Consider the following 12,983-nt stretch of genomic DNA (forward strand, 5'->3'; position numbering starts at 1 on the left):
ACTCAAAAGTAGTTGGAACTATTACTGATGGAACTGAAGTAATAATAGTTGATTCAGCTGAAGGTTTTTATCAAATAATTAATGGTGACTCAATGGTATGGGCTCCAGAAAACAGAGTTTTCCCAATGTATCAAATAGGATATATTTCATATCCACAAATAGGATATACAGATATAATGAGTGAATCCACATGGGATTCTAACTGTATAGGAACTATTAATGATGGAGCTAAAGTAATTATTATTAATAATGAATATTGTTTCTATGAAATAATTAATGGAACATCAACTGGATGGGTTGCAGGAAATAGAGTAACTACCACTCCACCTCAAGTAAATCCATCACAAGAAAATATATTTGAACCACTGAATAAAGTGGGATATGTTTTATTTTCAGATTTTTCAAATACAGATATAATGAATAGTTATACATGGGATACAGGTGTTGCCGGAACGTTAGAAAATGGTACAACTATCAATATTAAAGGAAAACAAAATGGATGGTATCAAATAGAATTTAATGGAAGTGTCGCATGGATTATATGTAATAGAGTTTATATACCTGAACCATTTATTCAAGTTGCAGGTGTAATTACTAAAGAAGGTAAAATCCAAAGAATTCCATCTATGAATTCAATACAAAATGTTGGAATATGTGATAAAGGAAGTAAAGTAACTATTATTAGTAAGATTAATGGATGGTATCAAATATTAAATAGTAATAATACTACAAGTTGGATACCCACTGCTAATATACAATTACTAATATTTAGTAAAGAGTAAGTGTTCGAATATTTTTTAATTATAGATTAATTTTAAGGAGAGATTAAAATGTTAAATTTAGAAAAAAATGAATCTACTGAACTTTTCACCAATACTGCAACTGCATACTATTTTTTATCACAACCTATATTTTCTATGTTTGTGGATGCTGGAGGAATCACACTTGATGAAGCTATGGAGAAGATTCTTAAAAATCCACTAGAAACAGCATTAATAAAAAAGGTATGTTCAAAATTAGCTGTATATTCATGGGATGTTCTTGCAGGACCAGAGTTAGCATTCTTAAATGGAATAATTGGCTGGACAACATCTATTGCTGTTGGCGATATAATTAAACTATTAATAGAAAACTTTGAAGGATTGATAGAAGTATACAATAACGCCAAAGCAAATTGTTCAATATATCCTTATCCAAATAGTAGCTGGGAACTTATAATGGAAATAAATTGGGTTGAATTCCCACCATATATTAGTAGTATAAATTGGACATATCAAGGATCTAATACTCCACCTAATGTGAAGATTATTAGAGATTAATTAAATAAATCCAAAATATAGAAAGTATTTTAAATTTTTAAAAAAGATATAGGATTCATTAGTTATTACACTAATTATCCTATATCTTTTTTTTATTAAATTTCAAATATACTTTATGTAGAATAAACTTGATATGTATCTATATAAAATAACTATTTATTGTTAAATGAAATCTAATTAGTAAAGTAAAGAAGGTAAAACTCCTATCCATTAAAAAGATAAGTAATCATTTAAATATAATTGTATATATATTATACTAAATATATATACAATTATATTAGAGGTGCATAGATGAATGAATAAGAAGATAGATAACTGTATTAATAAATTAGTATGTCATAAAGTGGATTATTATAAAGATATATTAAAAGCATATATAAGAACTAAAAAATGTTCTATCTGTGGAATTCGAATAATTAATACTTGTTGGAGACCTAATTATAAAAATAGAAAACATATAATATGTACTAATTGTGCAGGATCAAACGATATTGATATACAAAATAAAATAGGTGAATATAACGAAGGTAAGATATTGTACATAATGAAAGTCTTAAATGATATTAAAATGACTTTCAGTAAAAAAATTTCAATTAGAGATACTAAAGGTATTACATTATTTTTAAAATGTGAAAAATTTGGACTAGATGAATTTACAGAGGTACTTATTACAGACTTACAGTCTATATTTATTGATGAAGACATAGCGGAGATGTATTATTCAAAAGAGAAAAAATGGATATATTGCAGTAAATATATAAATGGAGAATATGTATTGTTTTATATACGTATAGAAGTTTTTGGATATAATTTAAATATACGAGAAGAATCTATTCCTCGATTAAATTTTAAACCTAGAGAATTTTCTTTAAAAAGAACAGAGATAGATAACTATATTCTTATAAGTATAGATTTATATGAGTATAAATTAGATCTAGATGCTAGTAAAATATAGTAAGTATTAGAAATTAATTAGTTTTTAGTTACTAATAGTTTGCTCTAAATAAGTATTATATCAGTTATTATTTAGTTTCCTATTTGTACTTGCTACTTTGTTACAATTTTCAAAGCCGAAAACTTTTTAAAATACGTATATGATATTCGATAGTTAAATTTAATAAAAGAAAGATAGGAAATATAACATGAAGAAAAAAATAATATATGAAGAAAAATTTGAATATATAAAAAAATTAATAAAAAATGACTTAAATAAAATATTAAAAAATAAAATATTTTATTTAATTTGTATTTTATTATTAATAAATATTTTTGGACAATTATTTATTAATATAACTAATAAACTTGTTATACCTGAAGCTGGAATTGATACATATATATCAGAATTAGCTAAATCAAATATAACAATTATCTTATGTATATTATTAATAGGTAAAATTATAATAAATGAATTTAAGTCAAACGAATTAAAAAGAATTTTTCAAAAAGGAATAACTGGAATAAATTTTTTTTTAGGAAAGGTTATTTCTGTATATATAATAACTATTAGTATATATTTAATATATATTTTGATAAAAGTAATTATCAATAGTATAGAATCTGGTGTTGGTTTTGGAAGTATTAGTGCAATACTATTTGACACAATATTAAAGTTAATATTCATTTTAGCTCTTATTACAATATTTATTACGGTTAGTTTACTTGTGAAAAATTATATTTTAGGCGGAATATTATTTTTATGTATAATAAATATTTCTACTATATTATTTGATATTTTTTCTTTAGTTGGAATAAATATAAATCTTAATTGGATAAATATGCTTAATTATGTAAATAAAATATGTGTTGAGTCCATAAATCATAATATACTACTTTTAATAGGAATAATGATATCTATACTATATATTATTGTTTTTGGAATGTTAGGACTTTTAATTGCAGATAAATCTAATAAAAAGTATATCTAGTAGTTCTATAACTGTACTATATGAAAATTTATAGTAATAATACCAATGCTTATTCTTATTAAGTTATTCAACTTCAAGATAAATATATCCGTTAACTTATCTAATAAAAGCAATAAAAGTAAGACAGAAATTCTGTCTTACTTTTATTTTAGTTTACTATAATATACTCAGCATATACCCAACCTCCATGCTCTCCAAAATAGATATTATCCCACTCACCACTAGTTGTTCCTAATTGAACAACTGCTCCTGGGTCTAATGATCCTATAATTGAGTATCCCATTCCTGGTCCTGATCTTACATTTAATGTTCCACTTGTTATATTTACTGTTCCATATGATGCTCCACTATTTGAACCTGAACTACTTCCATTAGGTGTAATATATTCCGCATATACCCAACCCCCATGTTCTCCAAAATAAATATTATCCCATTCACCACCAATTGTTCCTAATTGAACAACTGCTCCTGGGTCTAATGATCCTATAATTGAGTATCCCATTCCTGGTCCTGATCTTACATTTAATGTTCCACTTGTTATATTTACTGTTCCATATGATGCTCCACTATTTGAATTTGATCCTGATGAACCTGAATTTCCTGTTCCTCCTGTCCCATTATTAGCAAAATAATTATTCCAATAATTTGAGCAGATACATCTATCCGGAACTGACTCATAATTTTGAGGTCTTTCATAATTATGAGTCCATACTGAAGTCAAATAATCAATACTATCTGTACTTTGTGCAAAACTACTCATAGAAAGTTCATATCCTGGCTTTTCTAAATATTGACCTCCACCATTATTTTCAGATTGCTGTTTAATTAATTCACACTGTCCCTCTAATCCTTTATAATTGATAATTCCATACATACTTGCTTCATTTGCTAATTCTCCTATAGGCGTCCATTGTGCTAATCCATATCCTGTATAAGGACCATTTGGTGGCATTCCTATTTGCCATTGATATGGATTCAGCAATCCCTCCCAAGAAAAATTACCAAGCATTCCACAAATAGCATTGTGTGACCAATTATTTCCTTCAAAGTACTTATAAATATAAATTGCATTTTTAGTTTGACTTTCTGATGGACTAAAAACAAAAAAATCTTTTCCTAAATTATCCATTTAAATCACTCCTTAATATTTTATTCCATATATTAAGAGATAGATTTACATGAATTTTACATAATTTTATTATTTTTATGCTAAATCATAAAACTTTAGTAATAATTTTAATTTTTTTTCATTTTTAAAATTATAATACTTTAATAATTAATATAAAGTATTATATCACCTTCACCAATATTTGGTTGCAATATATTTTCTTTTTTAACTATTTTTAATATTCTTAAAGCCTTTGTTCAAGCCATTTTACATTAAATAAATTTTTCTATTTACTTAATCTAAAATAAAGTTACCTTTACTAACATTTTGTTGCCTTTATCTCAATTTCATTGAAAATAAAAAGCTACGAAAGGTTAAATGTAACCAATTGATATACATTAACACGTCAATAAAACTCAAAATTTCAAAATAAAAAAGATTGAAGATGTTTTCTCCAATCTTTTTCAATAAACTCTATTTTAGCAAAATAACTTTATTCTCTATAAAACTTAATTAATTATTTTTATTTTAACAGTCTAATTTTTGATATAATTTACTTCATAATCAAAATCTAAAAGGAGATTTAAACTATGGACAATATAATAAATGATATTGTTACCTGTCAAAATGTTTTATTTGAAGAACGTAATTTTACGACACCAATAAAAAAATATCATCAATGCTACCCATTAGCTCTATGTATAGGTAGTGCTTTCACTGCACATAACGTATCTACTAAATTAAAAGGTGGTATTGTTTTAATTGAAAGAGCCGGTTTTAAAAATAGAATTCCATCTATTCACATTTGGATTGAATATGCTGACAATTTTTCTACTATCTATGCAGACCCAACCTATATTCAATATAAAACAGATACTCCAACAGATGATAAAATTACATTAGATGGTGTTTTAAGCCGTCATTTTAATTATAAAATAGTTGAAAATTCTATTGTAGATATACCACCATCTGAAGATGAACTAAAATTTTCAAATAGATTAATTGAATTACAGTATTACCAAAAAATATCTTTAGCAGAAGCAATTCAATTAATTAGTAATGAATTTGACTTAAGTACTATTTCATTTAACGGAAATGAAGCATATGCATATGGATGCGCCAATGAAGGAAAAACTTCATTGCTAGCTTATTATAATAAGCTAATTTCAAATGTTCAAAAAGAAGTACCAGGAACCCAGGTATCACAGTATTTAGAATCTCAAAAATTACATTATATATTCAAATAAAAAGTATCCTTCCTCAGTTTAATCTGATAGAAGGATACTTTTTTTAAACTTAAATATTATGTTATACATTTTTATCTTATAACACATTTAACGCTATATTATAATACTTAAATGATAACTGTACTCTATTTTAACAAAATTTTATTTTTTCTTAAATTCATTTTTCCATCCTATAAATAGTTTCTAATTTATTTTCAATTTCATTCACCTAAAATGGATACATAAAACTTATTTCACAACTTCTAATTTCTTCTTCAGTCATATCCCTTGTTACATATGGATAACATCTTATAACTAATGATTTATATTCTTCAAAAGCTTCTTGATTAGCAAATCCAACACCATCATACATACTATTTAAAACACTCATTATATGCTTTAGATATAATATGGGATTAATAAACTCAGATAAATCTTTCCATCCATCTGATTCATTTCCTTCTAATCTAAGCTTTAAAAGGTCATCACATTCCCCTTTACAACAAGGCACAATTCTAGTAATTTTATTTGTAGTCATATCATCGACAATTTGTACCATAGCCATCTGTGGTTCTAACATTAAATCTTTACCACACCTTGCACATAAAATTTTCTCTTCTTTCTCAAAAACATTTGATTTACTCATAAACTGCTCCCCCTCTTTAATATATTCTTATAATATCATAAATTTAATTATTTAATCCATACCATTACAAAAACAAACAAATTCATTGCTAATGTAATTGTTCCAATCCCTAATCTTACATTTTGATTTTCTAATAATTTCATCATTTTATCACCACCCCATTTTTTTCTTTAAATTTATCAGTTTTTCCTCTGTCATTACAAATCTTGAATCTATTTTCTCTTGGTATTTTTCTCTAATATCATCTTTTTCTATCAACTCATTTATGTAATTACAAAGTATCTCACTTACTGATATTCCTTGTTTCTCTGCAATTTCTTTAATTCTTTTTTTATCTTCTGCTGGTATCCTTATTTGTATTAACCCATTTTTTCTCATACCCCTATCATTACACCTTTTTTATTTGTCATTACACTATCTATATTCTGTAATGACTGCTATTTTCCTTTTCTTTTTATCTTTTGTTGATATTTTAATATTTTTATAATATAACTTTTCTTTATTGCCGTCTCTAATGCTATTTCTCGCACTTCTAAGCCCTTTTGCTTTAATCTTAGCACTTCTACCCTAGTTTTATCTATCTGCTCTTCTCTTGTCATTCTATACCTCCTTATACTGTATTAAATATTAAACTTCATTTGTTTGTCTTCTCTATCCTTTTTTTGCTTTAATAATTCTTCTAGTTCCTTTTCTTTTACCTTCGATTTCTCTTTTTTTATATATTCACTCTCTACATTCTTTATTGCTCTATCTTTTCCTAATTTCACTTTCAACTCTTCTAAATCGTTACTAATCTTACCTAACTTCTCATAATCAATCTCCATTTCCTACATCATCTCTCTAATCTTTACTCTTATTATAATTTTACTACTACTACTCCTATCTATAAACTTTTTTTACAGGGGTTCCACCCCTCTGCTCCGCATTCACCCCGTTAGTCTATCCTTAATTGCTTAGTAAGCTCTAAATCTTTAGTCTCTAGTAGTAGTAGTATTTTCTTTACTTCTTTAAAATTTCTTTAAAAAAGTAATTAAAAATATTGACTCTAGTATGCTAAAATGATATTTCTTTAAGATTTAGAAAAGATAGAGTTAACCTGTAAATTTCTTTTTTTATAAAATTTAGGTTATATTTTATCGCACTATTTTTTATTTAAAACAACTCCAAGTGAATACTTGTCTTCTTTTGAGTTTTGCACATTAAAGACCTATGCTCGGTCGACTTGCTCCGTTCGTGGTGCTTCTCATACCACTATTAAACTACTTGCTAGGAACTCTATTCCCTCCCTAGTAATATTTCTATTATTCATTTAATGCCCTTTAATTTGAATAGTCCTCATTCCGTTCTCTGTATGCCATATTAATTATTTAAATTAACTTAGGCTATGCACTAATACTGAAAGTTTTTAATCTGTGCTTAGGTAAATATGCTACTGGAGAATAGCATACGCCCGACTTCTTCGCTTGGGATAGTCAACCTTTGTTTTATTATTTAGAGTCAAGGGACAGCTTCCTCGACTGATGATATAGCTTGTTTACTAGCTCAATCTTTTCGATTAATCTATTTAATTTTTGGCGATATTTTAATTTATTTATATACTTGTCCATTAGGTTCTAGTGGCTTATTAGACTGAGGGAATTTAATATCTAGTGTAATAATTAATATGCTCTTCGCATAAAACGACTGATTGACCTTTTAGGCATTAAAAAAAGCTATGTACTTTGAAATACATAGCTTGAAAATTCATCTTAAACTTTTTTTACCATTGATTTTTTTTAATCATTTTGGTATCATAATCTCATATTAATTATGAGATTTAAGCTTTTACGAACGGTTGAATGTATTCTCAGTACATTTTAACTTTAGCTTACAAAACAATTTCTCAGGTTGTTTTATAAGTGTGTTAAAGGCTTTTCTTTATTTTATTATGTTTTAATAATATAACTTTGCATTTTATATGTAAAGTTATTTTTTTATTTTTGGAGCAACCAATCATATATTATTTGACTAATATTTAAAAATTTTTTTATCTTAGTAATTAAGATCCACTTAAAAATTTTTTTAATCGGATCTAAATTGCTGCTAAAAAATTTTTTAAATATCACATCCAAGAATTTAATTTATTTTAAGTTCTTTTTTTAATATTAATCTCTCATACTATATTTAAATAAGTTATCATTTTCTTTTATATTTTCTATAACTATTCTTCTTATTTTTCTCATTTGTTCTTTATCCAATTCCATAGAGCCACTTAATAACAAGTTATATATTCCGACTTCAATTGCCATACTAGAATTAAGTTTTAAAATTCTATTAGCTAAATTCTTTTCAAAATAATCTAATCTTGCTTCAAATATTTTATCTACATTTTTTAAAATAGTATCTTCCATTTCTTCTAATTTATCTTTTTCAATTTCCTTAGCTACTAAAAAGTTAATTCCATCTGTAAAACTTCTTAAACCTTTTTTCTTAAATATTTTTTCTATATCTTTAATATCATCTACATTAAATTTTATTAATTTCGATTTGTTTTCTTCCATAAAATCTTCTCCAATCTCTTAGTTTTTAAATATGCAGGATAAAGAACATATATATCTCGATATATATATTCGGTCTCAAATTAGCCAGTTGTACTGGCTAAGGGATATATATTTTTTTATATATAAATATATATTTTCAAAAAAATATATATATTTATATGTATATACGTTGAAATAACTAAGTTTCAACATATATATATATCATTTTCTATTTTTTTCCTTTATTTAATATTGTTTATTAAATCCACTATTATTTAATAGTTTTTCTTCTTTAACTTCATTTTTTTTGTACTTTTATTATAACTTTTTTATTAACTCGTTTCATTCTATTTTTCTATAGTTTTTCTCTAGTTTTTCTATATTTTTTCTCTAGTTTTTTTATAGTTTTCTTCTAGTTTTTTTATAGTTTTTTAGTTTAATACTATTTTAAACTTTAATTTTTTATATCTCATAATTCTAAAAAAACTTTAAATGAATGTATAATTAAAATAATATATATTGAAAGGAGGTGTTTGCTATTAAGCTAATTAGAGAATTTATTATAGAACTTCTTTTAAATTTTTTCAAAAAAATTATTCCTAAAAAATTAGATGATCTACATGATTTTTTTGTTTTAAGTAATACTCTATTTATTCTTTTTTTAGGATTAATAGATTTAATTTTTTTACACTTATTAAAGGTACCAAAATTTATACTTACAATAATTAATTTAATCACACTTGTAGGATTTAATAATTCATTTTTATTATTACTGGCTGTAATTTGTAGTGCTATTCTTTTACAAGTATATACGAAATATGGCTCTCAAAAAGAGTCTATTTTTTGTAATTTAATTTTTAATTTAAACTTAATGCTTTATATTTTTTTAGGAGTACTTTTTGTAACTGTTTTATCTATTGCTCCACTTTTAATTACAATTTTAATTGCTAGTTTAATTCTAGTTTCTATCGGCTTATTTAAAATTTTAAAGCTCATTTTTAAAAATAAATATAATTTAAAAATCTCTTTTAAAATTTAAATTTTATTTATTCTTATAAAAAAAGTGGATCATTTCCACTTTTTTTTAAACTAAATAGGTTAATAATGCCTGATTAATAACTGTTTTTTTAGTTAACTTATTTTCATAACAATATTTTTCTAACATTTTTCCTAAATTTATTTCAATTTCTAATGTTGTTGTTTTATAATCTTCACTCATTAATTTTTTCAATTCATTACTATTAATCACCGATTTATCTTTAGCTATTTGTTTTAATATTTCAATTTCTTCTTGAGTAAAACACTCTAAATTAGACATTTTATCAATATTTATTTTTATTGATTCTTGTTGTTTTATATCTTTATCTATATTTTTATTTATTGCCGATTCGATAAATTGCTTCTGCATTTTATCATAATTATATCCTTGTTTATTTAATCTTTTTCTTAAAGTATCTTTTCCTAACTTTAAATTTTTTTCGATTTTTGTAATACTTAATCCCTTTTTAAGCTCTTCATTTACATATCTAATTTGCTCTTTTATATCCATACTTTCACCTCTCACTATATAAATTATCTATAAATAATAAAACTCCTTTATATTTTCCTTTTTCTCATAGCTCTAATTAAAGTACTTTTGGATATGTTAGTTATTTCTTCAACCTCTTTATAACTTTTATCTCCACCATTTATAGATAAAAGACTTATTGCATGGTCAATTTGCTTTTGAGTAAACTTCTTTGGTCTTCCTTCTCTAAAATCATCTTTAGTTTTTGCTATAGCCTTTCCTGCTTGTGTTCTTTCCACTATCATTGCTCTTTCAAATTCTGCAAATGCTAAAAGATTAGTTACTATTAAATTTCCCATTGGTGTATCCTCAATAAGTCCCATATTAAGTATATGAATTCTTATTCCTTTTTCTTTCAATGTTTCAATTATCTCTAATCCTTCTCTAGTGCTTCTACACAATCTATCTAGCTTACTTACTACTAATGTATCACCTGTGTTTAATTTCTCTAATAACTTATTAAATACAGGTCTATCCATTGTTTTTCCTGTATAACTTTCCTCATAACATTTAGCATTATTATATCTATCTTTAATTTCTTCTTTTTGTTGTTCTAATGAATTATTATCTAATTGCCCCTTTGTAGATACTCTACAATATCCGTAGATATTATTTATTACTTTTTGGGTGTCATAAGTGTCATTACTTTGTTCTTTTAAAGATACTATTATTGCTCCATCTTTTCCTAATGTAATTACACCAACTTCTGTTAATAATAATCTAAAGCTTTTAAATGGTTTATTAAAAAGATTTACTGACTTATTCGTATCTTTATTTAATGCCTTTATAACTATTTCACGATTATTCTTAGTTGCAAGTATTTCTATAAGTCCAATTTCTGATTTAACAACTTTATCAGCACTTCCTAATATATCTTTCACTATCTTTTTTGATATTTCATCATCAATCCTTTGTATCTTCTCTGCCTTTATAACTTTTAAGTTTCTTTTAGATCCAGTTTCTATATATGTGTTCATTAAGAACTCTCTCCCAAAGTAATGCGTATATCTTTGAGAAGAATCTCCATAACAATACGTTAATTTATAATTATAATACGCCATATTTCTCCCTCAATTCGCCTTTAATTTTGACTATATGTTTTGACACTTTCTTAAGTATGATTATACCATAATAAAATTTATGGTGTCAAAACTTTTAACTTATGATTCTTTAACTATAATAAAAAAGATTGAAAATGCTTTTCTCCAATCTTTTTCAATGAACTCTATTTTACCATTTCATTTTTTATTTAATTATTTTCACTATAAATTTTCTAAAAATATGATATTTGTTAAATTAAATTTAACAAATATCATATTTTTAGAAAATAATCCATTTTAATACTCTAAATAGATAAATAAACAATTTTTATTTAGGAGATATATAAAATGAATGAAAAAAATATTTATCTAAAAAATCAAATTCAAAGTTTAAAAAATAATGAAGAAAATAGTTTATCTGCTATTATAAAACTATTTGAACCTTATCTGCGTATTTTATGTAAAAATAAAGGAAATTACATTTATGATGAACTAGTAGAAGAATTAATTTCTTTAATTCTTTCAATAGATTTAGATAAAGCTAATTTATTCGGATATTTGAAAGTTTGTCTAAAAAATTATTATCTAAAGCTCTTAATCGATCAAAATAAAAAAGTCGTAATTGATGAGTTACAAAATATTCTATTTATTGAAGATGACTTCATAGATACACTAGCCATTGATGAAAAAATAGAACACTATTTAACAAATAAAGATTTATTTAATAAATTATTGCCTAATTCACTAACTAATACTGAGAAATTATTAGTAACTGAATATTTTATTAATCATAAAACTATTTTTGAATTAATGGAAATGACTTCACAAAAGAAATCTACTATTTATAGAAAATTGCACTTGTCAAAAAAAATAATAGAAAATTATGTACTTAAGGAGGTACTTATTTAATGTTTACTCAATTAATTAAAATAGCAGCTGCTCAAGGTATTTGGACTCTCTTAAGTATTGTTTTAATAATATATATTATACAAGTTCAGAAAATTAGAGACACTAATCAACAAAAACGTGAAGAGAATTATATTAATCTAATTAAAGATCTTGTTGAAAAAGAAAAGTAATCAATATTTAGAACACTTGGTTCTAAATATTGAAACTATCCGAAGAATCTAATAAATTATTTAGTACTTTACTCCAAATAATTTATTAGATTCTTAATCTTTTAAAAATAAATTTTATTTTAATATACCATTTATTCACAAAATGCAAAATATAATAATGATTCACACGTATCTTATAAAAATTTATTTTAGTTTGAAAATTTCTAAAAATTAAAGTGAATAAAATATTAATTTAAACTTTTTAAATAGAAAAATAAATATAATCTTCTTTAAGTAATGAAAGGTTAAATTAAGGAGGATTATATTATGAATAAAATAGGATATATCACGTATCCCGAATTAGGATATACAGATATAACAAGTGAATCAAATTTAAATTCAAAAATAGTTGGAACTATTACTGATGGAACTGAAGTAACAATTACTAATTCTGAAAATAACTTTTATGAAATTGTTAGTGGTCAGATATCTGGATGGGTTCCACAAAATAGAGTTTCATCAATGTATCAAAAAGCATACATTGCATTTCCATCAGTTGGATATACTGATGTAAC

16 protein-coding genes are annotated in these 12,983 nt (G+C 24.4%); 8 read left to right on the top strand and 8 right to left on the bottom strand.

What is annotated here, in order from left to right:
* From Q0W06_RS17490 to Q0W06_RS17505, 4 genes are all read left to right on the top strand, one after another.
* Positions 1-782: SH3 domain-containing protein (locus Q0W06_RS17490; protein WP_297638759.1), on the top strand; the 782-nt coding region annotated here is incomplete at its 5' end.
* Positions 783-830: 48 nt separating this feature from the next.
* Entirely contained in the window at positions 831-1,319 is a 489-nt protein-coding gene (locus tag Q0W06_RS17495; protein WP_297638762.1) for a hypothetical protein, read from the top strand.
* Between the two features lie 295 nt (positions 1,320-1,614).
* Positions 1,615-2,274: a hypothetical protein gene (locus Q0W06_RS17500; protein WP_297638765.1), complete on the top strand. Its 660-nt coding sequence runs from the start codon at positions 1,615-1,617 to the stop codon at positions 2,272-2,274.
* A 187-nt stretch (positions 2,275-2,461) separates the two neighbouring features.
* Positions 2,462-3,244, top strand: a complete 783-nt coding sequence (locus Q0W06_RS17505) for an ABC transporter permease (protein ID WP_297638767.1) — start codon at positions 2,462-2,464, stop codon at positions 3,242-3,244.
* 148 nt (positions 3,245-3,392) lie between these two features.
* On the opposite strand, the gene Q0W06_RS17510 is transcribed toward Q0W06_RS17505, so the two are convergent.
* On the bottom strand, positions 3,393-4,373 hold the full coding sequence (locus Q0W06_RS17510) for a phage tail tip lysozyme (protein ID WP_297638770.1): 981 nt from the start codon (positions 4,371-4,373) through the stop codon (positions 3,393-3,395).
* 569 nt (positions 4,374-4,942) lie between these two features.
* Here Q0W06_RS17510 and Q0W06_RS17515 point away from each other — a divergent pair.
* Positions 4,943-5,599: a hypothetical protein gene (locus tag Q0W06_RS17515; RefSeq protein WP_297638772.1), complete on the top strand. Its 657-nt coding sequence runs from the start codon at positions 4,943-4,945 to the stop codon at positions 5,597-5,599.
* A 208-nt stretch (positions 5,600-5,807) separates the two neighbouring features.
* Here the strand turns inward: Q0W06_RS17515 and Q0W06_RS17520 are convergent, their stop codons facing one another.
* From Q0W06_RS17520 to Q0W06_RS19695, 7 genes are all read right to left on the bottom strand, one after another.
* The gene (locus Q0W06_RS17520; RefSeq protein WP_297638775.1) at positions 5,808-6,224 is read right to left on the bottom strand and encodes a hypothetical protein; all 417 of its coding nucleotides are present in this window, start codon (positions 6,222-6,224) and stop codon (positions 5,808-5,810) included.
* Between the two features lie 150 nt (positions 6,225-6,374).
* Positions 6,375-6,602, bottom strand: a complete 228-nt coding sequence (locus Q0W06_RS17525; protein ID WP_297638777.1) for a ribbon-helix-helix domain-containing protein — start codon at positions 6,600-6,602, stop codon at positions 6,375-6,377.
* 59 nt (positions 6,603-6,661) lie between these two features.
* Positions 6,662-6,823, bottom strand: coding sequence for a hypothetical protein (locus Q0W06_RS17530; protein ID WP_297638780.1), 162 nt, complete (start codon positions 6,821-6,823; stop codon positions 6,662-6,664).
* Positions 6,824-6,844: 21 nt separating this feature from the next.
* Entirely contained in the window at positions 6,845-7,048 is a 204-nt protein-coding gene (locus Q0W06_RS17535; RefSeq protein ID WP_297638783.1) for a hypothetical protein, read from the bottom strand.
* A gap of 1,320 nt (positions 7,049-8,368) precedes the next feature.
* Complete coding sequence (locus Q0W06_RS17540) at positions 8,369-8,764, bottom strand: hypothetical protein (protein ID WP_297638786.1); 396 nt, start codon at positions 8,762-8,764, stop codon at positions 8,369-8,371.
* Between the two features lie 1,063 nt (positions 8,765-9,827).
* Positions 9,828-10,292: a hypothetical protein gene (locus tag Q0W06_RS17545; protein ID WP_297638789.1), complete on the bottom strand. Its 465-nt coding sequence runs from the start codon at positions 10,290-10,292 to the stop codon at positions 9,828-9,830.
* Between the two features lie 47 nt (positions 10,293-10,339).
* On the bottom strand, positions 10,340-11,287 hold the full coding sequence (locus Q0W06_RS19695; protein ID WP_366516798.1) for a recombinase family protein: 948 nt from the start codon (positions 11,285-11,287) through the stop codon (positions 10,340-10,342).
* A gap of 411 nt (positions 11,288-11,698) precedes the next feature.
* On the opposite strand from Q0W06_RS19695, the gene Q0W06_RS17555 reads away from it, so the two are divergent.
* From Q0W06_RS17555 to Q0W06_RS17565, 3 genes are all read left to right on the top strand, one after another.
* Positions 11,699-12,259: a hypothetical protein gene (locus tag Q0W06_RS17555; protein WP_297638792.1), complete on the top strand. Its 561-nt coding sequence runs from the start codon at positions 11,699-11,701 to the stop codon at positions 12,257-12,259.
* Positions 12,259-12,429 (top strand): BhlA/UviB family holin-like peptide, encoded by a 171-nt coding sequence (locus tag Q0W06_RS17560; protein ID WP_297638794.1) that lies wholly within the window; start codon positions 12,259-12,261, stop codon positions 12,427-12,429. Before Q0W06_RS17555 ends, Q0W06_RS17560 begins: the two co-directional genes overlap by 1 nt.
* Before the next feature lie 306 nt (positions 12,430-12,735).
* Positions 12,736-12,983 (top strand): SH3 domain-containing protein (locus tag Q0W06_RS17565; protein ID WP_297638797.1); only part of this gene is annotated, 248 nt, incomplete at its 3' end.

It is taken from the genome of uncultured Clostridium sp. (assembly GCF_947072515.1).
GTDB lineage: Bacteria > Bacillota > Clostridia > Clostridiales > Clostridiaceae > Clostridium.